Origin of the sequence: Streptomyces sp. NPDC102467 (assembly GCF_044765445.1) — a bacterium.
Lineage (GTDB): Bacteria > Actinomycetota > Actinomycetes > Streptomycetales > Streptomycetaceae > Streptomyces.
In genome coordinates this window covers 310,138-334,618 of record NZ_JBIWKA010000007.1, presented here as the reverse complement: position 1 = coordinate 334,618, position 24,481 = coordinate 310,138, and the positions used below count along the sequence as shown (strand labels likewise).

At 69.3% G+C, this 24,481-nt stretch carries 20 protein-coding genes and 1 pseudogene; 8 read left to right on the top strand and 13 right to left on the bottom strand.

Features of this window, described 5'->3' with window-relative positions:
- Nucleotides 1-2: 2 nt before the first annotated feature.
- The 7 genes from ACIREE_RS16865 to uvrC all read right to left on the bottom strand — a co-directional run bounded on the left by ACIREE_RS16865 (nucleotide 3) and on the right by uvrC (nucleotide 10,996).
- Nucleotides 3-1,214 carry a phosphoglycerate kinase gene (locus ACIREE_RS16865; RefSeq protein WP_404151916.1) on the bottom strand — a complete coding sequence of 404 codons (1,212 nt, stop codon included), beginning with the start codon at nucleotides 1,212-1,214 and terminating at the stop codon, nucleotides 3-5.
- Nucleotides 1,215-1,329: 115 nt separating this feature from the next.
- Nucleotides 1,330-2,340 carry a type I glyceraldehyde-3-phosphate dehydrogenase gene (gene gap / locus ACIREE_RS16860; RefSeq protein ID WP_404151913.1) on the bottom strand — a complete coding sequence of 337 codons (1,011 nt, stop codon included), beginning with the start codon at nucleotides 2,338-2,340 and terminating at the stop codon, nucleotides 1,330-1,332.
- 235 nt (nucleotides 2,341-2,575) lie between these two features.
- Nucleotides 2,576-5,509: a M14 family zinc carboxypeptidase gene (locus ACIREE_RS16855; protein WP_404151910.1), complete on the bottom strand. Its 2,934-nt coding sequence runs from the start codon at nucleotides 5,507-5,509 to the stop codon at nucleotides 2,576-2,578.
- Between the two features lie 252 nt (nucleotides 5,510-5,761).
- Entirely contained in the window at nucleotides 5,762-6,787 is a 1,026-nt protein-coding gene (gene whiA, locus ACIREE_RS16850) for a DNA-binding protein WhiA (RefSeq protein WP_404151907.1), read from the bottom strand.
- On the bottom strand, nucleotides 6,778-7,815 hold the full coding sequence (gene yvcK / locus ACIREE_RS16845) for a uridine diphosphate-N-acetylglucosamine-binding protein YvcK (protein ID WP_404151904.1): 1,038 nt from the start codon (nucleotides 7,813-7,815) through the stop codon (nucleotides 6,778-6,780). The genes whiA and yvcK overlap by 10 nt, the downstream gene beginning before the upstream one ends.
- Entirely contained in the window at nucleotides 7,812-8,804 is a 993-nt protein-coding gene (rapZ, locus tag ACIREE_RS16840; protein WP_404151901.1) for an RNase adapter RapZ, read from the bottom strand. The genes yvcK and rapZ overlap by 4 nt, the downstream gene beginning before the upstream one ends.
- The gene (gene uvrC / locus ACIREE_RS16835) at nucleotides 8,801-10,996 is read right to left on the bottom strand and encodes an excinuclease ABC subunit UvrC (protein WP_404151898.1); all 2,196 of its coding nucleotides are present in this window, start codon (nucleotides 10,994-10,996) and stop codon (nucleotides 8,801-8,803) included. Before uvrC ends, rapZ begins: the two co-directional genes overlap by 4 nt.
- Nucleotides 10,997-11,274: 278 nt before the next feature.
- Here uvrC and ACIREE_RS16830 point away from each other — a divergent pair, with 278 nt between their 5' ends.
- The gene (locus ACIREE_RS16830; RefSeq protein ID WP_404151895.1) at nucleotides 11,275-12,225 is read left to right on the top strand and encodes a hypothetical protein; all 951 of its coding nucleotides are present in this window, start codon (nucleotides 11,275-11,277) and stop codon (nucleotides 12,223-12,225) included.
- A 34-nt stretch (nucleotides 12,226-12,259) separates the two neighbouring features.
- Here ACIREE_RS16830 and ACIREE_RS16825 read toward each other — a convergent pair whose 3' ends face one another.
- Nucleotides 12,260-12,691, bottom strand: a complete 432-nt coding sequence (locus tag ACIREE_RS16825) for a Rieske (2Fe-2S) protein (protein ID WP_404151892.1) — start codon at nucleotides 12,689-12,691, stop codon at nucleotides 12,260-12,262.
- Nucleotides 12,692-13,065: 374 nt separating this feature from the next.
- Here ACIREE_RS16825 and ACIREE_RS16820 point away from each other — a divergent pair, with 374 nt between their 5' ends.
- Complete coding sequence (locus ACIREE_RS16820; protein ID WP_404151889.1) at nucleotides 13,066-13,998, top strand: carbohydrate kinase; 933 nt, start codon at nucleotides 13,066-13,068, stop codon at nucleotides 13,996-13,998.
- Between the two features lie 15 nt (nucleotides 13,999-14,013).
- Here ACIREE_RS16820 and ACIREE_RS16815 read toward each other — a convergent pair whose 3' ends face one another.
- Nucleotides 14,014-14,871 carry a helix-turn-helix domain-containing protein gene (locus ACIREE_RS16815; protein WP_404151886.1) on the bottom strand — a complete coding sequence of 286 codons (858 nt, stop codon included), beginning with the start codon at nucleotides 14,869-14,871 and terminating at the stop codon, nucleotides 14,014-14,016.
- Nucleotides 14,872-14,972: 101 nt separating this feature from the next.
- On the opposite strand from ACIREE_RS16815, the gene ACIREE_RS16810 reads away from it, so the two are divergent.
- Nucleotides 14,973-15,581 carry a YceI family protein gene (locus ACIREE_RS16810; protein WP_404151882.1) on the top strand — a complete coding sequence of 203 codons (609 nt, stop codon included), beginning with the start codon at nucleotides 14,973-14,975 and terminating at the stop codon, nucleotides 15,579-15,581.
- A gap of 84 nt (nucleotides 15,582-15,665) precedes the next feature.
- Here the strand turns inward: ACIREE_RS16810 and uvrA are convergent, their stop codons facing one another.
- Complete coding sequence (gene uvrA / locus ACIREE_RS16805) at nucleotides 15,666-18,746, bottom strand: excinuclease ABC subunit UvrA (RefSeq protein ID WP_404151880.1); 3,081 nt, start codon at nucleotides 18,744-18,746, stop codon at nucleotides 15,666-15,668.
- Between the two features lie 301 nt (nucleotides 18,747-19,047).
- Between uvrA and ACIREE_RS16800 the strand changes: the two genes are divergently transcribed.
- From ACIREE_RS16800 to ACIREE_RS16780, 5 genes are all read left to right on the top strand, one after another.
- A complete protein-coding gene (locus tag ACIREE_RS16800; RefSeq protein ID WP_404151877.1) occupies nucleotides 19,048-19,773 on the top strand; it encodes a maleylpyruvate isomerase family mycothiol-dependent enzyme in 726 nt (241 codons plus the stop codon).
- A gap of 9 nt (nucleotides 19,774-19,782) precedes the next feature.
- Nucleotides 19,783-20,439 carry an MBL fold metallo-hydrolase gene (locus tag ACIREE_RS16795; protein ID WP_404151875.1) on the top strand — a complete coding sequence of 219 codons (657 nt, stop codon included), beginning with the start codon at nucleotides 19,783-19,785 and terminating at the stop codon, nucleotides 20,437-20,439.
- Between the two features lie 132 nt (nucleotides 20,440-20,571).
- Nucleotides 20,572-21,441 carry an ABC transporter substrate-binding protein gene (locus ACIREE_RS16790; protein WP_404151872.1) on the top strand — a complete coding sequence of 290 codons (870 nt, stop codon included), beginning with the start codon at nucleotides 20,572-20,574 and terminating at the stop codon, nucleotides 21,439-21,441.
- 56 nt (nucleotides 21,442-21,497) lie between these two features.
- Entirely contained in the window at nucleotides 21,498-22,319 is an 822-nt protein-coding gene (locus ACIREE_RS16785) for an amino acid ABC transporter permease (protein ID WP_404152324.1), read from the top strand.
- Nucleotides 22,316-23,083 carry an amino acid ABC transporter ATP-binding protein gene (locus ACIREE_RS16780; protein WP_404151869.1) on the top strand — a complete coding sequence of 256 codons (768 nt, stop codon included), beginning with the start codon at nucleotides 22,316-22,318 and terminating at the stop codon, nucleotides 23,081-23,083. The genes ACIREE_RS16785 and ACIREE_RS16780 overlap by 4 nt, the downstream gene beginning before the upstream one ends.
- 57 nt (nucleotides 23,084-23,140) lie before the next feature.
- Here ACIREE_RS16780 and aroQ read toward each other — a convergent pair whose 3' ends face one another.
- The 3 genes and pseudogenes from aroQ to ACIREE_RS16765 form a co-directional block, all read right to left on the bottom strand.
- Entirely contained in the window at nucleotides 23,141-23,614 is a 474-nt protein-coding gene (gene aroQ, locus ACIREE_RS16775) for a type II 3-dehydroquinate dehydratase (protein WP_404151867.1), read from the bottom strand.
- A 103-nt stretch (nucleotides 23,615-23,717) separates the two neighbouring features.
- A pseudogene (locus ACIREE_RS16770) lies at nucleotides 23,718-23,990 on the bottom strand (ionic transporter y4hA); the annotation flags it as partial.
- A 64-nt stretch (nucleotides 23,991-24,054) separates the two neighbouring features.
- On the bottom strand, nucleotides 24,055-24,363 hold the full coding sequence (locus ACIREE_RS16765) for a hypothetical protein (protein WP_404151864.1): 309 nt from the start codon (nucleotides 24,361-24,363) through the stop codon (nucleotides 24,055-24,057).
- Nucleotides 24,364-24,481 lie beyond the last annotated feature (118 nt).

Sequence of the window (24,481 nt, the reverse complement as noted above, 5' to 3'; positions counted from 1 at the left end):
GGTCAGTCCTCCAGTGCGGCGAGACCGGGCAGCGTCTTGCCCTCGAGGTACTCGAGGGAGGCGCCGCCGCCGGTCGAGATGTGGCCGAATGCCTTCTCGTCGAAGCCCAGGGTACGGACGGCGGCGGCGGAGTCGCCGCCGCCCACCACGGTGAAGCCCGGGGAGTCGAGGAGGGCCTGGGCGACCGCTTTGGTGCCCTCGGCGTAGTCGGGGTGCTCGAAGACGCCCATCGGGCCGTTCCAGAAGACGGTCTGCGCGTCGGCGAGCTTCGAGGCGTACAGCGTGCCGGACTCCGGGCCGATGTCCAGGCCCATCTGATCGGCGGGCATGGCGTCCGCGGCGACGGTGGTGGCGTCGGTCGGGGCCTTCGTCTTGAGGTCGGGGAACCCGGGCGCGACCACGACGTCCACCGGCAGCACGATCTCCACGCCGTTCTTCTCGGCGCGCTGAAGGTACTCGGTCACCGCCGAGAGCTGGTCCTCCTGGACGAGCGAGGTACCGACCTCGTAGCCCTTGGCCTTGAGGAACGTGAAGACCATGCCGCCACCGATGAGCAGCCGGTCGGCCTTGCCGAGCAGCTGGTCGATGACGGCCAGCTTGTCGGAGACCTTGGCGCCGCCGAGCGCGACCACGTAGGGGCGCTTGACGTCGTCCGTGAGCTTCTTCAGGACGCCGACCTCGGTGGCGATGAGGAACCCGGCGTAGTGCGGCAGCCGGGCCGGAAGGTCGTACACGGAAGCGTGCTTACGGTGCACCGCACCGAAACCGTCGCCTACGTAGACATCGGCCAGTGCCGCGAGCTGATCGGCGAACTCGCCGCGCTCGGTGTCGTCCTTGCTCGTCTCCCCCGCGTTGAAGCGCAGGTTCTCGATGACGGCGACCTGACCCGGCTCCAGGCCGTTCACGGCGTCGTGCGCGGCGGGGCCGACCGTGTCCTGGGCGAACGCGACCGGCTTGCCCAGGAGTTCGGCGAGGCGCTCGGCGGCGGGCAGCAGGGAGAACGCGGGGTCCGGGGCGCCCTTGGGACGGCCCAGGTGGGAGGCGACGACCACCTTGGCGCCCGCGTCGGCCAGCGCCTTGACGGTGGGCAGGACGGCGCGGATACGGCCGTCGTCGGTGATCAGGCCGTCGGACAGCGGGACGTTGAGGTCGGCGCGGACGAACACCCGCTTGCCGTCGACCCCTTCGGCGAGAAGTTCCTCAATGGTCTTCATGACTGGACTCCTAGTGAGGCTGTGAGGCTGACGCGCGAAGGGCCCGGACCGACGCGCGGCGTCGCGCGGGTCCGGACCCTTCGCTCACATCGAGATGCCTTGCTGCTCCAGAACTCTAGAGCTGACCACCGACGAAGACCGTCAGGTCCACGAGGCGGTTGGAGTAGCCCCACTCGTTGTCGTACCAGCCGAGGATCTTCACCGACGTGCCCTCCTGGACCATGGTCAGGGAGGAGTCGAAGGTGCAGGACGACGGGTCGCTGACGATGTCCGAGGACACGATCGGGTCCTCGGTGTACGTCAGGAAGCCCTTGAGGTCACCGTCATCGGCGGCCTTCTTGAACGCGGCGTTGACCTCGTCCTTGGTGACCTCGCGCTGCAGCGTCACCACCAGGTCGGTGGCGGAACCGGTCGGGACCGGGACGCGCATCGCGATGCCGTCGAGCTTGCCCTTGAGCTGCGGCAGGACCAGGGCGGTGGCCTTGGCGGCACCCGTCGTGGTCGGAATGATGTTCTCGGCGGCGGCGCGGGCGCGGCGCAGGTCCGAGTGCGGGAAGTCCAGGATGCGCTGGTCGTTCGTGTACGCGTGAACCGTCGTCATCAGGCCCTTGACGATGCCGAAGTTCTCGTCGAGAACCTTGGCCATCGGCGCCACACAGTTGGTGGTGCAGGAGGCGTTCGAGATGACGTGGTGGTTCGCCGCGTCGTACTTGTCCTGGTTGACGCCCATCACGATCGTGATGTCCTCGTCCTTGGCCGGAGCCGAGATGAGGACCTTCTTGGCGCCACCGGTGATGTGCTTCTCGGCGTCGGCCTTCTTGGTGAAGATGCCGGTCGACTCGATGACGATGTCGACTCCCAGCTGGCCCCACGGAATGTCGGCGGGGTTGCGCTCGGACAGCACCTTGATGGTGTGGCCGTCGACCGTAATGGTGTCTTCTGTGTGCGACACCTCGGCCTTGAGACGGCCCAGGATGGTGTCGTACTTAAGAAGGTGCGCGGTGGTCGCAGTGTCACCCAGGTCGTTGACAGCCACGATCTCGATGTCCGCACCCTGCTCAAGCAGCGCGCGGAAGTAGTTACGACCGATGCGGCCAAAGCCGTTGATGCCTACGCGGATCGTCACGAACCGATCTCCTCGTTGGTACGCCGGATTCGACGCCGGCGAGATGTATTGGGATGTCCCCGACCGCCTCCGACCCTACCTCCCATAAGGGCTTGGGGTGACATCGAGTGGTTCCAGGTATGACACAGCGGCCCGTACTCGCCAGTAACGTACGGACCGCTGCATATTTCCCGCGTATTTCAGGGTCGTTCAGGGGCTTTCAGTACCGTTCAGAGCCGCTCAGCCCCACGGCCACTCAGTCGCTAATTGAGCGCAGGGCCTTTCCGATGAGCGCATTTCGATCGGCGGTCGTAGTGACGTGTTCCAGGCCGAATCCGAGGAGAACGCTGTCGGGAGTACTGATCGCCCCGTACGTCGTGAAGAGGTCCTGGGCGCGCGCCCAGTCCTCGACGGCGGCCGGGCTCCCCTCGGGTGGTCCCGGGACCTGCCAGACGCCGAGGGACGTCTCGAAGTCCTCGTTCTCCCTGACCTGTCCTCCGATGACGACGGCCGCGTTGTCGGCGCGCACTCCCTCGCCCCCGGTGCCGGGGTCGGACACGTAGCTGAGCGACACCTCCACGTTCTTGCCCGCGTAGGCGCTCAGGTCGTACGTGACGGTCTTCCAGTCGTCAGAGGAGCCCGTGAGGCTGTTCCAGGCCCCGGAGGTGCCGTAGTTCTTGCAGGCGGCACCGTCGGGCGTCAGGTAGCGCTTGAGGGACGGGTGGTCCTCGATGAGGAATCCGGCCTCGCACTCGGTGGGTACGGCGTTCGTGGTCTGCCCCTCCTTGTCCGGCAGGGTCGTCCAGTCCTCGGCGCCGAGGATGTGCGCTTCCAGGAGTACGTGGTCGTAGCCGGACTCGGTGTCCCACAGCAGCTGCGTGCGCAGGGCAGGCTGGTCGGCCGCGGTGACGCCGGTGAGGTCGACGGTGCGGGTCAGGCGCTTGTAGGCGTCGTCCGTGTGCACGGCTGCGGCCATCCCTGCGCCTTCGTACTGACCGGCCCCGGCGCTCTTGAACTGCGGCAGGGTGGCCGAGGTGGCCTCGTACAGGCCGGCGCCGCCGAGCGGGTTGCCGGGCGCGTCACCGAGGGTGGCGGTGAGCCCGGCGAGCGCGCCGGAGCCCTCGAACCGGGTGGCGACCGGTGCCGCCGTGCGCGAGTAGGCGCCCAGGTAGTACTGGCTGAAGTCGTTCGTCGTGGTGTCGCCGATGTCGACGGAGCCGCCCGCCTTCTCGCCGGCCTCGATCAACTTGCCGCCCTCGTTCAGGAAGTCGCGCAGGGCGAGCTGCGTGGCGAGGCCGGGACGGTCCGCGCCCGTGTAGTGGACGACGGTCTTGAAGTGGTCGAGAACTCCGAGCGCGTCCGGCACACCCTGCGTGGCGACGTTCCAAACAGCGGCCTTGTGGCCGTCCGCCTTGAGCGCGTCTACGTATGCCGCTGTTTGCTGCCCTGTGGCGTCGTTTTCCGCGAGGACAAGAGTGTCGGCCTTCGGACGCTCCGCGACCGTGTACGTGAAGTGGTCACTGGAAGTGCGCTTTCCGGATTTCGTGCGACCCGTGAACCACACCTCTACCTTGTCGCCCACATCGGCGTCCTCGACCTTCGCCCTATAGGCGTCGAAGTGGAGATTGTCCTCGCCTCCGTAGGTCTCTCCCCCCTTCCAGGCGCGCAATTCCTCGTCGTGCGAACGGCCGCCATTGAGGCGGTAGTTCAGCTCCTTGTCGCGCACGGACTTACGGGCGACCACGGAGACTTCCTGATCGCCGCCGCGCGCGTACGAGGTCGAGAAGGTCGCAGGGGTGAAGTCGGGCGCGTCCAGACCGACCGAGGACGACGGCTGGTCCGGGTGCGAGGCGGTCTCCGCGACGGAGAGGGCGAAGGGGATGTTCTTCGCGAACTCGTCCTGGATGAGCTTCTCGTCGTCCGGGAACGTGAAGATCGACGCGCAGTCCTGAGGCCGCCAGGCGTCGTCCGGGTCCACGTTCGAGGCGGTCTGGCACGTGCTCATCTCGGGCGTGAACATCGAGACGCCGTTCACATTGGCCGCGTGTCCGTCGGCCTCGCCGTTGGTCGTGTACAGCTCGGAGGAGACCTGCGGGTGGTAGCCGGGGATCGCGGAGTTCTCCGGGGTTCCGGCGAGCGCCTTGTAGAGCACGTCGTCGGGGGTCGGCGTGGCGACCTGCCAGCCCACTCCGTAGAGCAGCAGCTCGGCGGCGGAGTGGTAGTTGATGGCGTAGTCGAAGCCGACCCGCTTCTCGAAGGCGTCGAGGGCCTTGGTCTCGGGCTCGGAGTTCGGGCTCGCGCCGCGATAGGTCTCGCTGGCGGTGCGCGGCGACGAACCCTCGTCGTCGTAACCCCACTTGTAGGCGAAGTTGCGGTTGAGGTCGACTCCGTCGCCGGTGGTGTACGCGCCGTCCCCGTTCACGTCGCGCATGTTCTTGCGCCATTGCCGGTTGCCGTCCGGGTCGAACGTCCAGTCGTAGCCATCGGGATTGGCCGACAGGACGAACCACAGCTCCGTGGAATCGACGATCTTCTTAATACGCCGGTCCTTGGCGTAGTTGTCCACGTAGTAGTGCATCAGGCGCCGGGTCATTTCCGGAGTGATCCACTCGCGCGCGTGCTGGTTGGACATGTAGAGGACCGACGGCTTGACGCCGTCCTTGGTCTTCTTGGCGCCCTTGCTGACTTTCAGCGCGAGAATGTCCTGGCCCTGGAGCGTCTTGCCGATGGAGACGACCTTGGTGAGGTCGGGGTGCTCCTGGCCGGTGCGGACGATCTCGTCCTGGAGGTTCCCCTTGCCGCTGTACGGGCGGAAGACGCCCTCGTCCGCGGCCTCGACGCGCGCCTCGGCCTTGGCCGTCAGCCGGTGTTCGGTGACCTTCACGCCCTTGTCGCGCAGCGCTCCGGCCTGCTGGTCGGTGAGGTAGACCTCGACTTCGGCGGTGCCCTTCTCGGGCACCTGCTCGGCGAGTTCGGGGCCGTCCTGGCCGGCCTGGAGGAGCAGCGGGATCTGCTCCTTCGACACGTCGGCGCGGAACACCTTGACGGCGTCCGCGCCAGGGTTCGCGCTCGCTGTACTTCCACTCTCCGTACTTCCGCTCTCCGCCTGGGCGACGGGCGTGAGTGCGGCCCCTCCAACTCCCAGGACAAGTGCTCCGACAGCGAGGATCGATCTCGCTCTTCGTCTCATGAGCCCCCCTTGCGGTGGTCTGCCGCGGTCGTGGCGTGCTGCCACAGAAGCGAACAGCCGCCAGACTCATGACAGTTCATGGTCAAGTCAAGGGGGTCTCGCGTCACCTTCAGAGGTGGCAAAAAGCCGGTGGTGGCCCCCTTCAGGGGTGCCACCACCGGCTTGTCGACGCATCCAGGACGTACCCGGTACGCGCCTAAGACGCACTATAGGGACGTATGTACGACGTCCCTATGGCGTACGTCCAGCGGCTCAGCTCGCCAGGTTGTCCGCCATCTCCCGCGCCATCTCGTCCGTCAGGTCCTCCGCGAGCTCCTCGGTGAGGCTCGACTCCGTGCCCGGGATACCGAGGTCCTGCGCCCGCTTGTCCGCCATGGCGAGCAGGCGCCGGATGCGGCCCGCGACCGCATCCTTGGTCAGCGGCGGGTCGGCGAGCGCGCCCAGTTCCTCCAGGGAGGCCTGCTTGTGCTCCATGCGCAGGCGTCCGGCGGCCGCGAGATGCTCGGGCACCTCGTCGGCGAGGATCTCCAGAGCGCGCTGCACACGGGCGCCGGCGGCGACGGCCGCGCGGGCCGAGCGGCGCAGGTTCGCGTCGTCGAAGTTCGCCAGGCGGTTCGCGGTGGCGCGGACCTCGCGGCGCATCCGCCGCTCCTCCCAGGCCAGCAACTGTTCGTGTGCGCCCATCCGGGTGAGCAGCGCGCCGATCGCGTCGCCGTCGCGGACGACCACGCGGTCCACGCCGCGCACCTCGCGGGCCTTCGCCGCGATGGAGAGCCGACGGGCGGCGCCGACCAGGGCCAGCGCGGCCTCCGGGCCCGGGCAGGTCACCTCGAGCGAGCTGGAGCGGCCGGGCTCGGTGAGCGAGCCGTGTGCCAGGAAGGCGCCGCGCCAGGCCGCCTCGGCGTCGCAGGTGGCCCCCGAGACCACCTGCGGCGGAAGCCCCCGGATCGGTCGGCCGCGGCCGTCCACCAGGCCCGTCTGGCGGGCCAGCTGGTCGCCGCCCGCGACTACTCGTACGACAAAACGCGAGCCGCGGCGGAGTCCGCCGGGCGCCATCACGATCAACTCCGAGCTGTGTCCGAAGATCTCCAGAATGTCCCGCTTGAGCCGCCGTGCGGCCATCGCGGTGTCCAGCTCCGCCTCGATCACGATGCGGCCGCTCACCAGGTGAAGGCCGCCCGCGAACCGCAGAATCGCCGAGACCTCGGCCTTTCTGCAGCAGGTTCGGGTGACGGGGAGCCGGGAGATTTCGTCCTTCACCGCTGCCGTCATCGCCATGGGCCGATCCTTCCATGCATCCGAAAAATACGGTCGTACGCGGCGGCCAACAGCTCCGGATCGTGCCTCGGAGTCCCGTCGGGCCTGGCTACCGGCGCCAGCTCGACCGCGGCACCGAAGCGCTCCTTGGCGGCGTCGGTCAAAGACTCGCGATCGGGCACGGCGGCCTCGTCGGCCAGCACCACGTCCAGGGCGAGTTTAGGGGCGTGTCGTCCCAAAACCTCCAAATGACGCTGCGGTGAGAACCCATCGGTTTCTCCGGGTTGCGGCGCGAGGTTGAGCGAGAGGACCCGGCGGGCCTTCGTCTCGACGAGTGCGTCCATCAGTTCGGGTACGAGCAGATGGGGGATCACGGACGAGAACCAGGAACCGGGGCCGAGCACCACCCAGTCCGCGTCGAGCACCGCGGCGACCGCCTCGGGCACCGCCGGCGGGTCGTGCGGCACCAGGTGGACGGATTGGACCTCGCCGGGCGTGAGCGCCACGGTGGCCTGCCCGCGCACCGTCTCCACGTCCTCCGGCCGGGCCGGATCGTGCCCCTTGACCAGGGCCTGGAGCTCCAGCGGCACCGCGGACATGGGCAGCACGCGCCCGTGCGCGCCGAGCAGCTTGCCGACCAGGTCCAGGGCCTGGACATGATCGCCGAGCTGCTCCCACAGGGCGACGATCAGCAAATTGCCGACCGCGTGTCCGTTCATTTCCCCGGGCGACTGGAAACGGTGCTGGATGACGCGGGCCCAGGTCTGGCCCCAGTCGTCGTCGCCGCACAGCGCCGCGAGGGCTTTGCGCAGGTCCCCGGGCGGAAGCACGCCCAGCTCGTCGCGGAGGCGACCGCTGGAGCCGCCGTCGTCGGCGACCGTGACGACGGCCGTGAGGTCGCCCGTGATCCGGCGCAGCGCGGCCAGGGACGCCGACAGGCCCATGCCGCCGCCGAGGGCGACGACCTTGGGCGTGGCGCCCTTGCGGAGCCTGGGCGGTGAGCTTCTGCGGCCGATCCTGCTGGTGAGCCGCAGCGTACGTCCTGTCATTCGCGGCCCATGTCGCGGTGGACGACCACGGTCTCCACGCCCTGCGAGGCGAGTCGGGCTGCGAGCTTCTCCGACGTGGCGACGGAGCGGTGCTTACCGCCCGTACAACCGACGGCGATGGTCACGTAGCGCTTGCCCTCGCGGCGGTAGCCCGCCGCGATCAGCTGGAGCAGCTCGGTGTAGCGGTCGAGGAACTCCTTGGCGCCGGGCTGCGAGAAGACGTAGTTCGAGACTTCTTCGTTGAGTCCGGTGAAGGGGCGCAGCTCCGGGACCCAGTGCGGGTTCGGCAGGAAGCGCATGTCGACGACGAGGTCGGCGTCGACGGGCAGGCCGTACTTGAAGCCGAACGACATGACGGTGGCCCGCAGCTCGGGCTCCTCCTCGCCCGCGAACTGGGCGTCCATCTTGGCGCGCAGCTCGTGCACGTTCAGGCTGGAGGTGTCGATGACGAGGTCGGCGTCGCCGCGCAGCTCGCGAAGGAGCTCACGCTCGGCCGCGATGCCGTCGACGATGCGGCCGTCGCCCTGGAGCGGGTGCGGGCGCCGTACCGACTCGAAGCGGCGCACCAGTGCCTCGTCGGAGGACTCCAGGAAGACGATGCGGCGCGTGACGTGCTTGGACTCCAGGTCCGCGAGGGACTCCCGGAGGTTGTCGAAGAAGCGCCTGCCCCGTACGTCGACGACGACCGCGATCCGCGCCACGTTGCCCTGCGAGCGGGCGCCGAGCTCCACCATGGTGGGGATCAGGGCCGGCGGCAGGTTGTCGACGACGAACCAGCCGAGGTCCTCCAGGCACTTCGCCGCGGTGGAACGGCCCGCGCCGGACATCCCGGAGATGATCACCAGCTCGGGGATGGCGGTGTCCGGGGTGCTCGGGGTGTCGTTGGTCGTACCGGTGCTCACCTGTGCTCCGTGTTCCGCTTGTGCGGGGCTGTCCGCCGTACCGCTCGTGGCGCTGGTGGCGCTGCTCTCGTGATCCTGCTCGCTCATGGCTCCTGCCCCCGTCGTTCTTCCGAGGCTCCCGTGCTGACGGGCTCCTCCGCGGGGCGCGCGTCCGTCGCGTGCTCCGTGGCGTGCTCTGCGCCGACGTGTTCTTCGTCGGTGGGTTCTGCGTCGGTGTGCTTTTCGGCCGTGGGTTCTGCGTCGGTGTGCTCTACGGCCGTGGGTTCTGAGTCAGTGTGCTCTTCGGCCGTGGGTTCTTCGTCTTCCATGATCTCTCCGGTGGCTGTGTTCACCGCGGGCGCCGCAGGTGCCGCCTGAGCGAAAGCCGCCACAATCGTCTCGGCCGTCTTGCGGCCTATGCCGGGAACCTCGCAGATCTGGTCGATTGTGGCGGACCTGAGCCGCTTCACCGAACCGAAGTGCTTGATGAGCGCCTGTTTGCGCGCGTCGCCGAGGCCCGGCACCTCGTCCAGAGGGCCTGCTCTGAAGCGCTTGGCCCGCTTGGTGCGCTGGTAGGTGATCGCGAAGCGGTGGGCCTCGTCACGGACGCGCTGGAGGAGATAGAGGCCCTCGCTGGTGCGCGGCAGGACCACCGGGTCGTCCTCGTCCGGCACCCAGACCTCTTCGAGGCGCTTGGCGAGGCCGCACACCGCGATGTCGTCGATGCCCAGCTCGTCCAGGGCCCGCTTGGCCGCCGCGACCTGCGGCTGACCGCCGTCGACCACGACGAGCTGCGGCGGGTACGCGAACCTCTTGGGGCGGCCGTCGTCCTCGGTGAGGCTGGACTCGACCGGCCCGTCCTCGTCCGCCGACTCGGCGTCGGACCACTCCCCCGACTTCTCCTGCGCGGCGAGGTAGCGCTTGAAGCGGCGCGTGATCACCTCGTGCATGGAGCGGACGTCGTCCTGGCCCTCGAAGCCCTTGATCTGGAAGCGGCGATATTCGCTCTTACGGGCGAGGCCGTCCTCCAGGACCACCATGGAGGCCACTACGTCGTCGCCCTGGAGGTGCGAGATGTCGTAGCACTCGATGCGCAGCGGGGCGCTGTCCAGGTCGAGGGCCTCGGCGATCTCCTCCAGGGCGCGGGAGCGCGTGGTGAGGTCGGAGGCGCGCTTCGTCTTGTGCAGGGCGAGCGCGTGCAGCGCGTTCCTGTGCACCGTCTCCATGAGCGCCTTCTTGTCGCCGCGCTGCGGGATGCGCAGCGACACGCTCGACCCTCGACGCTCGGTGAGCCAGGCCTGGACGGGCTCCAGGGGGTCGGGCAGCGCCGGGACGAGGACCTCCTTGGGGACGGAGTCCCCGGTCTCCTCTCCGTAGAGCTGCTGCAGCGCGTGCTCGACCAGGTCACCGCTGGTGACCGCCTCGACCTTGTCGGTGACCCAGCCGCGCTGACCGCGGACGCGTCCGCCGCGCACGTGGAAGATCTGGACGGCGGCCTCCAGCTCGTCCTCCGCGAGGGCGATGAGATCGGCGTCGGTGGCGTCCGCGAGGACGACCGCGCTCTTCTCCATGGCTTTCTTCAAGGCCCCGATGTCGTCACGGAGGCGCGCCGCGCGCTCGTACTCCATGTCCTCGGCGGCCACCGCCATGTCCTTCTCCAGGCGGCGGATGTACGTGCCGGTGCGGCCGGCCATGAAGTCGCAGAACTCCTCGGCCAGTTCGCGATGCTCCTCGGGGGTGACGCGGCCCACACAGGGGGCCGCGCACTTGCCGATGTAGCCGAGGAGGCAGGGGCGGCCGGTCCGGGTCGCGTTCTTGAACACGCCCGCCGAGCAGGTGCGGACCGGGAAGACGCGCAGGAGGAGGTCCACGGTGTCGCGGATCGCCCAGGCGTGCCCGTACGGCCCGAAGTAGCGCACGCCCTTCTTCTTCTGACCACGCATCACCTGAACACGCGGGAACTCCTCGTTCATCGTCACCGCGAGATACGGGTAGCTCTTGTCGTCGCGGTATTTGACGTTGAACCGCGGGTCGTACTCCTTGATCCAGGAGTACTCCAGCTGCAGCGCCTCGACCTCCGTGGACACCACGGTCCATTCCACGGAGGCGGCCGTGGTGACCATGGTGCGCGTGCGGGGGTGCAGATTCGCCAGGTCCTGGAAGTAGCTCGCCAGTCGCTGGCGCAGGCTCTTCGCCTTTCCGACGTAGATCACCCGGCGGTGCTCGTCGCGGAACCTGTACACCCCTGGGGAGTCGGGAATCTGTCCCGGCTTGGGGCGGTAGCTGGAGGGGTCGGCCATGTCAGACACCCTACTGGCGGGGTGTGACAGTGCGGCGTGCCCGGCGCCGGTGGGGCCGGTCACTCCGAGGCCGCGCCGAGATCGGCCCGGGAGCCCGGCGCCCGGGTCCGACCTGGTCCGACCCGGGCGGGCGAGCCGCGGACGACCGTATCCGGACGCGATGACGCGCATTGAACCTTGTCGAGTGCAGGTCAACACGCTTCAATGCCGGGTGACTTGGGGCGGGCAGGACGCCGTACGGATGTGACCCACTCACGCGCAAAGAGGCAGGAGGCCGGATGCGGCTAGGCGAACGGCACAAGGAAGCGGCACAGACCCCGACCCTGGAGGCGGCCCTGCGCACCGGCCCCTTCCACCTCGCTCTGCGGGCCGCGATCGCCGCCCGGCGGCTGCCCCTGCACCGGGTCCAGCACCATCTCTCGCGCCAGGGCATCACGGTCGGCGTGACGAGCCTGAGCTACTGGCAGCAGGGCGCCCGGCGTCCGCAGCGCCCCGAGTCGATGCGGGCCGTACGCGCCCTGGAGGCGATCCTCGAACTGCCCGAGGAGTCCTTGATCCGGCTGCTCGGCCCGACCGGGGACGCCGTCACCCCTCGGCGGCTCGCGGCTTGCTCGTACCGCTCGCTGGTCGAGGCATCCGGGGTGCTGGAGCGCCTGCTCGCGGAGGTGGAGTCACCGCTGGACGGCGGTCTGCACACCGTGGGACAGCATGAGCGGGTACGGATCGGGCCCCGCAAGGAACTGCTCGGCAAAGATTCCCAGCACATAGTGAGAGCGCACCGCGACGGGGTGGATCGCTATGTGGCCATTTACCACGGCGACCCCGGATGCTCGCCGCACGACGTGACGGTGCATGCCTTGGAGAACTGCCGTACAGGGCGCGTGCGCTGGGACGCCGAAGCGGGGATCCTGGTGGCGGAGCTGCTCTTCGACGCACAGCTGCGGACCGGCGACACCCACCTTTTCCGCTACGGCTTCGAGGACGGCACGGCCGGCGCCTCGACCGAGTACCTCCGTGGGTTCGGCGTCGCGGGCGGGCAGTACGCGCTCCAGATCCGCTTCGCCGACGACACGCTGCCCGTGCGCTGCCACCGCTTCGCCCAGCAGTCGACGGCGGCGCCACGCGCCGGCCGCAAGGAGCTGGCACTGAGCGGCCGCCACCGATCGGTGCACCTGGTGGAACCACAGGTGCGCGCGGGGCTGCTGGGGATCAGCTGGGACTGGGAGTGAGCCGTCCCCGCCGCTAGGAGGGGGTTGTCTCCGCTTATTTCTGCGGGTCCGCGACGATCTTGCCGCCCTCGACCTGCACCGAAAGCTCTTCCAGCGGCTCGGTCGCCGGCGCGTGCAGCACCTTGCCGGTCGTCGCGTCGAACTTGCTGCCGTGGCAGTTGCACGTCAGCTCCGTGCCTTTCAGCATCGCGATCGGGCAGCCCGCGTGGGTGCAGATCGTGCTGAACGCCTTGTAGCCGCCGTCCTTGGTGCGGCTGACGACAACGTGCTCGTCCTTGTAGAGCTTCGCCCCGCCCTCGGGCACCTCGTCGGCCTTGCCCAGGTCGACCGGCGCGGTGGGCGCGGCGGCCGCGCCGCCGCCGGAACCGGTCGAACAGGCGGTCAGGCCGAGCCCGGCCGTCCCCGCGACGGCGGCGCCGCGCAGGGCGGTGCGGCGGGAGATGCGGGAGGAGGTCGTGCCGGGCATCTGGACTCCACAAGAGGCGCTGTTCCCTGGAACAGGATCGAGGCAGGGATGAGAGAAAGGACGAGAGAAAGGGGCGAGAGAAAGGGGCGAGGCTGGAGTGAGGCAGGGGTGACAGATCAGACGATACCGGCGAGGAATCGGACGCTTCCCAGGCCCCCTGCCGAATCGAGCGCTTCGCAGGACCCCTGAGGGATCGAGCTTCCTCGGTGCCCCGCCGACCCGGGCGCGCTGCCCGATCCGGTCGCTCCACGTGCCCGTATCGGCGCCGGACGTGCCCGGGTCGGGGGCGCGTGCCGCCCCGCGCGCCATCAGGCTCTAGCCTGCCTTCGGCACCCGCCCCGGGGCTCCGTACCACCCGTCCGAGAGGAACCATCGTGATCGTCGTCGCCGGAGAGGCCCTGATCGACCTCGTCCCGCTCGCCGCGGCCCCCGACGACGGCCCGGCCGACGCGCTGCCCCCTCTCGCGCCCCGGCTCGGCGGCGGACCGTACAACACGGCGGTCGCGCTCGGCCGGCTCGGCTCCGCCGTCGCCTTCTGCTCACGCGTGTCCCGCGACGCGTTCGGTGAAGCCCTGCTCGACGGGTTGCGGACAGCCGGCGTGGACGTGGCCCCGGTACAGCGGGGCGACGAGCCGACGACGCTGGCCGTCGCGTCCATCGGGGCGGACGGCTCGGCCGGCTACTCCTTCTACGTGGAGGGAACCGCCGACCGGCTCTTCACGGTGCCGGACGCGCTTCCCGCGGGCACGCGCGCGGTGTCGTTCGGCACCTGCTCCCTGGTCCTGGAACCGGGGGCGACCGCCTACGAAGAGCTGATGCGCTCGGCCGCCGCGCAGGGCGTGTGCACCGCGCTCGACCCGAACATCCGGGCCGGCCTGATCCCCGACGCGGACGCCTACCGGGCCCGCTTCAAGAGCTGGCTGCCGACCACCACGGTCCTCAAGCTCTCCGAGGAGGACGCACAGTGGCTCGGCGGTACTCCCCGGGAGTGGCTGTCCGCCGGTCCCGCGGCCGTGGTGATCACTCGCGGCGGCGACGGGCTCACCGTCTTCACGCAGGACGGCGGTGAGCACTCCGTCCCGGGTGAGCGAGTGGAGGTCGTGGACACGATCGGCGCCGGCGACACCGTCAACGCGGCGCTGCTGCACGGCCTGTCGCAACAGGACGCCCTGTCCCCCGCTGCGGTCGCAGGCTTGAGCGGCGACAGCTGGGCACGGCTGCTGCGGTTCGCCGCGCGAGCGGCGGCGATCACCTGCTCGCGGGCGGGTGCGGAGCCTCCGTACGCGTCCGAGGCAGGCGAACTGTGACGGCCCCTGACGGGCTCACCCGTTGACCGCGCGGAGCGTTCCCGGGGTCCGGCCGTTGAGGCGATCCAGCGCCGCCGACGTGGCCTCGTCGGCGGGAAGGTGGACCAGGATCGTCTGGCCGTCGGCGTCCGGCAGGGACAGCGACTCGTACGACAGGCGCAGGGGGCCGACCTCGGGGTGGACCACCAGATCGTGCCCGCCGCGCCGGGGAAGGGTGGGCGAAGCGGCCAGCCGGTCGGCGAACGGCGCCCCGGCAGTGACTGTCAACTCGTCGATGAGCGCCGCGACTTGGGGGTCCGGGAGCGGCGCCCCCTGCCGGAACCGGGCCATTTGGTCATCGGCGACCCGGTCCCAGTCGGGATGGACGGTCCGGGCCCGCTCGTCGGTGAACAGGTACCGCACGACGTTCGGCTGATCAGCGTCCAGGATGCCGAGCGGAGCGGCGAACCGGGCGTATCCGGCGGTGTGGGCGAGGATGTCGCCGACCCAGTTGACCAGGACCGCGGGTGTGGGCTCCAGACGGTCGAGGAGGGCGCGGACAGTGGGCCGCACGGCGTACGACGGGGCCGTGGCGCCCGAGCAGAACACGGCGTCCGCCCCGCTCGCCTTGGCGAGGCGGCGCAGCAGCAGCCGCTCGCCCGTGTCGAGCCGCAGCGCGTCGGCCAGGGCGCCGAGGACCGAGGGCGAAGGGTTGCGGTCCCGACCCTGCTCGAGGCGGGTGAGGTACTCGGAGCTGACGCCGGCGAGCGTGGCCAGCTCGGAGCGGCGCAGCCCGGGCGTACGGCGTCGCGCTCCGGCGGGCAGGCCCACATCCGCAGGCGCGACCGCTTCCCGGCACGCGCGCAGGAACGTTCCCAACTCGTTGTCACCCACTCCCTGAACGTATCAATGCGACAGGTGGCGGATCGTGGCCCTGTCACTACCAGTCTCGGCCCGGCCTCCCTCAACTGCCGCCGGGAGCACAGGGTTGACGCATGGCTGACGACCTCTCGACCACTGTGAATTCGACGACTTCGACGACTTCGACGAATTCGACCGCCGCGCTGCCGCTCGCGCCCGGCGCCTGGACGCTGGACCCGCTGCACTCGGCGGTGAACTTCACGATCCGGCACCTGGGGATCGCGAAGGTGCGCGGCCGCTTCACGCAGTTGGAGGCGGACCTGCACGTGGGCGAAACCTTGGCCGACGTGCGGGTGTCGGCCACCATCGCGCTCGCCTCGATCGACACGGGCAATGCCGATCGTGACGCCCACACCCGCTCGGCGGACCTGCTGGACGTGGAGCGGCGTCCGACCATGACCTTCCGCTCGACGGAGGTGAGCGGTGCGGACGAGGACTGGTCCATGGAGGGCGAGTTGACCATCGGTGACGTGACCCGGCCGGTGACGCTCGACGTGGAGTTCGGCGGGGTCGTCGATTCGCCGGCGGACGGGCAGCGGCACGCCGGGTTCGAGGCGACGGGTGAGATCCGGCGCGGCGACTTCGGCCTCGATTTCGGCGCGGGTTTCCTTGGTGATGTTGTCAAGCTTCAACTGGACATGCAGTTCGTGGAGCCTCGTGAACCGCAGGGCCAGGCCGGCTGATCAGTGAACGGACTGCGCCCCGCGGGAAGTTCCCGCGGGGCGCAGTTTTTTCACGGAACGTGACCGCTCGCTTACGGTTGCCCGTCAGGCCTTACGGGCCCGGGTGGCCGTCTTCTTCGCGGCGGGCTTCTTCGCGGCGGGCTTCGTGGCCGCGGTCTTGGCCGGCTTGCCGGTCTTGGCCGTCGACTTGGCGGACGTCGCTGTCGACTTCTTCGCGGTCTTCGCCGAGGCCGTCTTCTTGGCAGGGGCCTCGACGGCCGCCACGGTCTTCTTCGCCCTGCTCTTACGGGCGCGGGTGGCGGGCACCGACGCGTCGCTGACCCGGTCGGCACCGAGGACGTCGCGCAGGAACTTGCCGGTGTGACTCGCCGGTACGGACGCGACCTGCTCGGGGGTGCCCTCGGCGACGACGATGCCGCCTCCGTTACCACCCTCGGGGCCCATGTCGACGACCCAGTCCGCGGTCTTGATGACGTCCAGGTTGTGCTCGATGACGATGACCGAGTTGCCCTTGTCGACGAGACCGGACAGCACCGTGATGAGCTTGCTGATGTCCTCGAAGTGCAGACCGGTGGTCGGCTCGTCGAGCACGTAGACCGTGCGCCCCGTGGAACGCTTCTGCAGCTCGCTCGCCAGCTTCACCCGCTGGGCCTCACCGCCGGACAGGGTCGGTGCGGACTGCCCGAGGCGGACGTAGCCGAGACCCACGTCGTTCAGCGTCCTGAGGTGGCGGGCGATCGCGGGGACTGCCTCGAAGAAGGCGAGGCCCTCCTCGATCGGCATGTCCAGCACCTCGGCGATGGACTTGCCCTTGTAGTGGACGTCCAGGGTCTCCCGGTTGTAGCGCGCGCCGTGGCAGACCTCGCACGGGACGTACACGTCCGGCAGGAAGTTCATCTCGATCTTGATCGTGCCGTCGCCCGAGCAGTTCTCGCAGCGGCCGCCCTTGACGTTGAAGGAGAAGCGCCCCGGCAGGTAGCCACGGACCTTCGCCTCCGTGGTCTCGGCGAAGAGCCTGCGGACGTGGTCGAAGACGCCGGTGTACGTCGCCGGGTTCGACCGGGGCGTACGACCGATGGGCGACTGGTCGACGTGCACGACCTTGTCGACGAGGTCGTCGCCCTCCACGCGCGTGTGACGGCCGGGAACGGACCGCGCCCCGTTCAGCTCCCGTGCCAGGTGCGTGTACAGGATGTCGTTGACCAGCGTGGACTTACCGGACCCCGAGACTCCGGTGACGGCCGTGAGGACACCGAGCGGGAAGGACACGTCGATGTCCCGCAGGTTGTTCTCCTTGGCTCCGTGCACGGTGAGGTGGCGCGTCGGGTCCACGGGGCGCCGGATGTCCGGAACGGGGATGGCCCTCTTGCCCGACAGGTACTGGCCGGTCACCGACTCCGCGTTGCTCAGCAGCTCCTTCAACGGGCCACTGTGTACGACCTTGCCGCCGTGCTCGCCGGCGCCGGGGCCGATGTCGACGACCCAGTCGGCGACCTTGATGGTGTCCTCGTCGTGCTCGACCACGATGAGCGTGTTGCCCATGTCACGCAGCCGGACGAGCGTCTCGATCAGGCGGTGGTTGTCGCGCTGGTGGAGACCGATGGACGGCTCGTCCAGGACGTACAGGACACCGACGAGTCCGGAGCCGATCTGGGTGGCGAGCCGGATGCGCTGGGCCTCGCCGCCGGAGAGGGTGCCGGCCGCCCGGTTCAGCGACAGGTAGTCGAGGCCTACGTCGACGAGGAAGCGGAGCCGCTCGTTGACCTCCTTCAGGACGCGCTCGGCGATCTTCTTGTCGCGCGCGTTCAGCCGGAGCTTGCCCAGGAAGTCGGCGCAGTCGCTGATGGACATGGCCGAGACCTCGGCGATGGACTTCTCCATCACCGTGACGGCCAGGACGATCGGCTTGAGGCGCGTGCCCTCACAGGTGGGGCAGGGCACCTCGCGCATGTAGCCCTCGAAGCGCTCACGGCTCGTGTCCGACTCGGCCTCGCTGTGGCGGCGCTTGATGAACGGCACGGCGCCTTCGAAGGGCGTCGTGTACACGCGCTCCCGCCCGTACCGGTTGCGGTAGCGGACCTCGATCTGCGTCTTGTGGCCGTAGATGAGCGCCTTCTTGGCGCGCTGCGGCAGTCCGGCGAACGGGATGTCCGTACGGAAACCGAGAGCGTCGGCGAGCGCCCCGATGAGACGGCCGAAGTAGTCCTTGGTGTGGCCGTGCGACCACGGGTGGATGGCGCCCTCGTCGAGCGACTTGTCCTCGTCGGGAACGATCAGGTCGGGGTCGACCTCCATGCGCGTGCCGATACCCGAGCAGTCGGGGCAGGCGCCGAAGGGCGAGTTGAAGGAGAAGGAGCGGGGCTCCAGCTCTTCGAAGGACAGGTCGTCGTGCGCGCAGTACAGGTGCTCCGAGTACATGCGCTCGCGCTCGGGGTCGTCCTCGGGGAGGTCGACGAAGTCGAGCACGACCATGCCGCCGGACAGGCCGAGCGCGGTCTCCACGGAGTCGGTCAGGCGGCGCTTGGCGGAGTCCTTCACGGTGAGGCGGTCGACGACCACCTCGATGGTGTGCTTCTCCTGCTTCTTCAAGGTCGGCGGCTCGGACAGCTGGATCGTCTCGCCGTCCACGCGCGCGCGGGAGTAGCCCTTGGTCTGCAGGTCTGCGAACAGGTCGACGAATTCGCCCTTGCGCTCGCGCACCAGCGGCGAGAGGACCTGGAAGCGGCTGCCCTCGGGCAGTTCCAGGACCTTGTCGACGATGGCCTGCGGCGACTGGCGCGCGATGGGGCGGCCGCACTCGGGACAGTGCGGCTTGCCGATGCGCGCGAAGAGCAGGCGCAGATAGTCGTAGACCTCGGTGATGGTGCCCACCGTGGAGCGCGGGTTGCGCGAGGTCGACTTCTGGTCGATCGAGACGGCCGGTGAGAGGCCCTCGATGAAGTCGACGTCCGGCTTGTCCATCTGGCCGAGGAACTGGCGGGCGTACGAGGACAGCGACTCGACGTAGCGCCGCTGCCCCTCGGCGAAGATCGTGTCGAACGCGAGCGAGGACTTGCCGGAGCCGGACAGACCGGTGAAGACGATGAGGGAGTCGCGCGGGAGGTCGAGCGAGACATTCCGGAGATTGTGCTCGCGCGCGCCACGGACGATGAGACGGTCGGCCACGCCGGTCCGTACCTTTCTTGGGAGAAGTGACAGGGGCGGGGCCCCCGTCTCACGAGGTCTGACTCTCGAGGACGACCCTGGAGAACTCCGCGGGGAAGCTCCCGGGGAAATCCTGAGAAGACTGTCGTTTTGAAGACTAGGGGGAGCCACTGACAGCGCCGGTTCGGTTCCCGTGGTTGGTAACAAACCCGGACTACCAAGAATGCCCGATGCCGCGATCGAGCTTATAGCACGTACATTCGATTACGGCATGATGTCGGCCACCTTCACCCGAACGTGTGGCGCAGCTATCGTCTGCGCCATGAGTGATCATGTGCGCGACCTGGCGTCTGTACGCGAAGCGACCGACCGGCTGCTCGCCGCGGTCGACACCCTGGACAACGCAGCTGTGACCGACCCGTCACGGCTTCCGGGGTGGAGCCGCGGCCACGTGCTCGCCCACCTCGCCCGGAACGCGGACGCGCTCGTCAATGTCCTCGCCGGCCGGCCCATGTACGACAGCGCCGAGGCGCGCGACGCCGACATCGAGCGGGACGCCCCGCGCGCGCTGCGCGCCCAGATCGACGACGTACGCGAGAGCGCGCAGCGCTTCCAGAGCGTCGGGGCCGTCGATGCGGACTGGTCACGCACAGTAGAGCTGCGCAACGGCGTCAAGGACATCGCCTTCCATGTGCCCTTCCGGCGCTGGGCCGAGGTCGAGCTGCACCATGTGGACCTCGGTATCGGTCACGAGCTGGAGGACCTGTCGGCGGAGTTCACCCAGCGGGAGATCGACTTCCTCGCGAAGCGTTTCCGCGACCACCCGGGCCTGGCGCCCCTGCTGATCAAGCAGGACGACGGCCGGTTGATCTCCACCGGTGCGGTGCAGGCCCTCTCCGTGAAGGAGATCGAGGACGGCGCGGTCCCGCCGCTCGGCGTGGTCGTCACAGGCCGCCAGCCGGACCTGCTGGGGTGGCTGTCGGGACGTAGGGACGGCGCGGCCCTCTCCGTGGACCGGGGCTCCCTGCCCGCGCTGCCCCCGCTATAGGCTGAGCGCATGACGTACAGCGGAGCGGTGAAGGTCGGCGGCGCGGCGGACGTGCACGAGCTGCAGGACCTGATGATCTCCAAGGTCGCGGTCGGGCCCATGGACAACAACGCCTATCTGCTGCGGTGCCGCGCGACCGACCAGCAGCTGCTGATCGACGCGGCGAACGAGGCCCCGACGCTGCTCCGCCTCATCGGTGACGACGGCATCGCGGCCGTCGTCACCACACATCAGCACGGGGACCACTGGCAGGCGCTCGCGGAGGTCGTTCAGGCCACTGGCGCGCGCACGTACGCGGGGCGCGAGGACGCCGAGGGCATTCCGGTGCCGACGCAGGTCGCCGTGGACGACGGTGACGCCATCGAGTTCGGCCGGATCACCCTCACGGCCCGCCATCTCGTCGGCCACACCCCCGGTTCCATCGCGCTGGTCTACGACGACCCGCACGGGCACCCGCACGTCTTCACCGGCGACTGCCTCTTCCCGGGCGGTGTCGGCAACACGCGCAAGGATCCGGAGGCGTTCGCGAGCCTCATCGAGGACGTGGAGACGAAGATCTTCGCGCCGCTCCCGGACGAGACCTGGGTCTACCCCGGGCACGGGGGCGACACGTCGTTGGGGGCCGAGCGGCCGCACCTTCAGGAGTGGCGCGCGCGGGGCTGGTGACCCGAGGGCCCTCATGGGCCAACACAGGGGCGCCGGGCGGCTGTTCACAAGAATGCAACGTCTGTTCCCAGGATGCGGACAGTTGTCGGGCTGACCTCGACAGACCGGCCTGTGCGCTGCCAGTCTCCCGCCATGTCTCTCGCCCACCGCGCCGCGCGCCTCGCCGTCTGCTCCGCCGTCGTCCTCGTCGCCGCGGCCTGCGCCCCCGAGCCCGAGAAGAAAGCCGCGGACCAGCCCGCCACGGCCGCCTCCTGCGCCCCTGGAAAGCTGGCCACGGTGGCGTCCGGGAAACTCACCGTGGGCACCGACAAGCCCGCCTACGCGCCCTGGTTCGTCGACGACGACCCGGCCGGCGGCAAGGGCTTCGAGTCGGCGGTCGCGTACGCCGTGGCGAAGCGGCTCGGCTACGGTCCGGACCACGTGGCATGGCAGACCGTGCCGTTCAACAGTTCCTTCGCCCCCGGAGCGAAGAAGTTCGACTTCGACATCAACCAGGTGTCGATCAGTGACGCCCGCAAGAAGGCCGTGGCGTTCTCGTCCGGCTACTACGACGTGCGGCAGGCAGTCGTCGCCCTGAAGTCGTCCAAGGCCGCGAAAGCGAAGACCGTCGCCGACCTGAAGGACGTGAAGCTGGGCGCTCAAGTGGGTACCACCAGCCTGGACTTCATCGACGACCTCGTGAAGCCGACCCAGAAGCCGGCCGTCTACCAGAAGAACGACTACACCAAGTCCGCCCTGAAGAACGGCCAGGTGGACGCCATCGTGGTCGACCTGCCGACCGCGTTCTACATCACCGGCGCCGAAGTCACCGACGCCAAGGTCGTGGGGCAGTTCGAGAACACGGCCGGGACACCCGAGCAGTTCGGTCTCGTCCTCGACAAGGAGAGCGGGCTGACGTCGTGCGTGACGGGCGCCGTGGATGCCCTCCGTAAGGACGGCACACTCGCCGCCTTGGAGAAGAAGTGGCTGTCGGACGCCGTCGACGCACCGGTGCTCAAGTGACCGTCCAGAAACAGCTGTCCGCCGCCGAGGACGCGTACGTTCCCTCCGAGCGACGTATGGCGCGCGAGCGCTACAAGCGCGGGCGCACGCGTCGGGCGACCGGCCTGGCGGCGCTCAGTACTCTGGTGACGGGCGGCGTCCTGTTCGCCGTCATCGTCGGCTCCCCCGGCTGGGAGCGCACGAAGGAGACCTTCTTCAGTGCGCACTACGCGCGCGTGGCGTTGCCGCAGGTCCTCGAGGGACTCTGGCTCAACGTACGGCTGTTGCTGGTGTGCGGAGCGTGCGTCCTCGTCCTCGGGATGCTGCTCGCTCTCGCGCGGACCTTGCGCGGCCCCGTGTTCTTCCCGCTGCGCGCTCTGGCCACGGCTTACACGGACTTCTTCCGTGGACTGCCGCTCATCATCTGCCTGTTGATGGTTATCTTCGGAGTGCCCGCGCTCCGTCTCCAAGGGGTGACCACCGACCCGGTCGTCCTTGGTGGCGTCGCCCTGGTCCTCACGTATGCGGCCTACGTCGCCGAGGTGTTCCGCGCGGGAATCGAGTCGGTCCACCCCTCGCAACGGGCCGCCGCACGCTCCCTCGGGCTCAACCATCGTCAGACGCTGCGCTACGTAGTGCTGCCTCAGGCGGTACGCCGCGTGGTGCCGCCTCTGCTGAACGACATGGTGTCGCTCCAGAAGGACACCGGTCTCGTGTCGATCGGCGGTGCGGTGGACGCCGTGTACGCGGCGCAGATCATCGCCGGCAAGGACTTCAACTACACGCCTTACGTAGTCGCGGGTCTGGTTTTCGTCGCTCTCACCATCCCCATGACCCGCTTCACCGACTGGGTGACGGCCCGTATGGACCGGCGCCGGGCACAAGGAGGTCTCGTATGACCGAGCCGGTGCAGCGCAGCGAACCCGTGCTGCGCATGGAGTCCGTACGCAAGACGTTCGGCGGCTCGGTGGTGCTGCGCGACGTCGACCTTGAGGTGGCACAGCACACCGTGACCGCACTGATCGGCGCCTCCGGGTCCGGCAAGTCGACGCTGCTGCGCTGCGCCAACCTCCTGGAGGAGATCGACGACGGGGCGATCTGGCTCGACGGCGAGGAGATCACCGACCCGCGTACGGACGCGGACGCCGTGCGGCGGCGGATCGGTGTGGTCTTCCAGGCGTACAACCTCTTCCCGCACATGACCGTCCTGGAGAACGTCACGCTCGCCCCGCGCCGGGTGCACGGCGTCGCGCGGGAGGAGGCCGAGGAGCGGGCCAGGGGGTTGTTGAAGCGTCTCGGGCTCCACGAGAAGGCCCTGGAGTACCCCGACCGGCTCAGCGGCGGCCAGCAGCAGCGTGCGGCGATCGTGCGGGCGCTCGCCGTACGGCCGCGGCTGCTGCTCCTCGACGAGATCACCGCGGCCCTCGACCCGGAGCTGGTGGGCGAGGTCCTCGACGTCGTGCGCGATGTGAAGGGCGAGGGCATGACCATGGTGCTGGCCACCCACGAGATGAGCTTCGCCCGCGAGGTCGCCGACCAGGTGTGTTTCCTGGAGGGCGGGGTGGTGCTCGAACGCGGCGCGCCGGAAGCCGTGTTCGGGGATCCGCAGCAGGAACGTACGCGACAGTTCCTGCGACGGATCGTGGATGCGGGCCGCCTGTAAGCGCGTTTTGCGCTTCCAAGTGCCTGCTTCCTCAGTGCCTTGCGCCTCCCCAGCGCTTTACGCTTCCGCGATGCCCGGCGCGGCCAGGGCTGCGACCCGCTCCACTCCGAACGCGTAACCCTGCACGCCGCATCCGGCGATCACGCCGTCGGCGCGCAGCGACACGTAGGAGTGGTGCCGGAACTCCTCGCGCTGGTGGATGTTGGAGATGTGGACCTCCACCACGGGCAGCCCGTCACAGGTGTTGAGGGCGTCCAGGATCGCCACAGACGTGTGCGAGTAGGCGGCCGGGTTGATCACGATGCCGACGTGCCGCTCGCGCGCCTCGTGGATCCAGTCGACCAGTTCGCCCTCGTGGTTGGACTGCCGGAAGTCCACCGTGGCGCCGTGGGCGGCGGCGGCCTTGGCACACAGGGCCTCGACGTCGGCGAGGGTGTCGTGGCCGTAGATCTCCGGCTGCCGCTTGCCGAGCAGATTCAGGTTCGGGCCGTTCAGGACCAGGATCGGCGCGGTGGCGAGGGTGTGCGGCACAAGGACCTCCGTACGTCGGGCGGATGCTCCTTGAGGGTCTATCACGGGGGATGCCGGCGGCCGAGGCCTGTCTCGGCCCCTGGAGGCCGCTTCGTGCGTCCCGCCCTCTGTCGGCCATCGGGGTGACGGTGAGCGCGACCTCGCTGATCGTGACGGCGACGGCCAGGACCAGCGAGCCGAACGGTTCGCCGACGCGGTGGGCGATGACCTCCGCGTGGTGCACGGCCGCGAGGACGGATCCCGCGAGGACCACCGAGACGACGGCGACGAGGACGCCCGGCAGGTCGCGCCCCCACGTGCACGCGAGCCGCACGACCGCCGGCACCGGGACGGCGACGGTCCAGCGCGTGGCCAGTGCCCGGAGTCCGGTGATCATGCCCTCGATGGTGCCCGGGGCGGGGCGCCACTGCGGCGCCGCGTCAGTGCCCGTTCGCCGGGCCTCACTTCAGCTCGCGCACGTCCTTGACGTCGCAGTTGACGAAGGCCGGTGGCCGCGTGCACAGCTCTGTCAGCTGTTCGTTCAGCCGGGCGACCTCGGGACGTTCGTTGTTGCGCATCGCGTCGTCGTACGACGTGAACTCGAGGATCGCGAGATAGCGTCCGGGCTGCTCACGGTCCTGGAGCAGGATGCGGTGCGTGGGGCCGCCCGGCTCTCCTGCCATCTGCTCCTCGAACCGGTCGAGCAGGCTCTTCAGCTCGTCGAAGCGCCGGGTCTCGAAATCGACGAGCTGGGCGAACTTCTGGCTCATGGGGTCCTCCCCCCCGGGCCGGGGGGGCCCCGCGGGGGGCCGGTTATGGCGCCACCCAAGACCCGGGGGGGGGGGGGGGCGCCGCGCGCGCGGCGCGCCCCCCCCGGGGGGGGTGGTG

Bases quoted from the DNA above. Each gene is read 5' to 3' on its own strand.
- ACIREE_RS16800 (WP_404151877.1), top strand. From the start codon at position 19,048: ATGAGTGATCATGTGCGCGACCTGGCGTCTGTACGCGAAGCGACCGAC.
- yvcK (WP_404151904.1), bottom strand. From the start codon at position 7,815: ATGACAGGACGTACGCTGCGGCTCACCAGCAGGATCGGCCGCAGAAGC.
- rapZ (WP_404151901.1), bottom strand. From the start codon at position 8,804: ATGAGCGAGCAGGATCACGAGAGCAGCGCCACCAGCGCCACGAGCGGT.
- ACIREE_RS16765 (WP_404151864.1), bottom strand. From the start codon at position 24,363: ATGAGCCAGAAGTTCGCCCAGCTCGTCGATTTCGAGACCCGGCGCTTC.
- ACIREE_RS16855 (WP_404151910.1), bottom strand. From the start codon at position 5,509: ATGAGACGAAGAGCGAGATCGATCCTCGCTGTCGGAGCACTTGTCCTG.
- ACIREE_RS16795 (WP_404151875.1), top strand. From the start codon at position 19,783: ATGACGTACAGCGGAGCGGTGAAGGTCGGCGGCGCGGCGGACGTGCAC.
- ACIREE_RS16825 (WP_404151892.1), bottom strand. From the start codon at position 12,691: ATGCCCGGCACGACCTCCTCCCGCATCTCCCGCCGCACCGCCCTGCGC.
- ACIREE_RS16780 (WP_404151869.1), top strand. From the start codon at position 22,316: ATGACCGAGCCGGTGCAGCGCAGCGAACCCGTGCTGCGCATGGAGTCC.
- ACIREE_RS16865 (WP_404151916.1), bottom strand. From the start codon at position 1,214: ATGAAGACCATTGAGGAACTTCTCGCCGAAGGGGTCGACGGCAAGCGG.
- uvrC (WP_404151898.1), bottom strand. From the start codon at position 10,996: ATGGCCGACCCCTCCAGCTACCGCCCCAAGCCGGGACAGATTCCCGAC.
- ACIREE_RS16830 (WP_404151895.1), top strand. From the start codon at position 11,275: ATGCGGCTAGGCGAACGGCACAAGGAAGCGGCACAGACCCCGACCCTG.
- ACIREE_RS16785 (WP_404152324.1), top strand. From the start codon at position 21,498: ATGGCGCGCGAGCGCTACAAGCGCGGGCGCACGCGTCGGGCGACCGGC.
- whiA (WP_404151907.1), bottom strand. From the start codon at position 6,787: ATGGCGATGACGGCAGCGGTGAAGGACGAAATCTCCCGGCTCCCCGTC.
- ACIREE_RS16810 (WP_404151882.1), top strand. From the start codon at position 14,973: ATGGCTGACGACCTCTCGACCACTGTGAATTCGACGACTTCGACGACT.
- ACIREE_RS16790 (WP_404151872.1), top strand. From the start codon at position 20,572: ATGTCTCTCGCCCACCGCGCCGCGCGCCTCGCCGTCTGCTCCGCCGTC.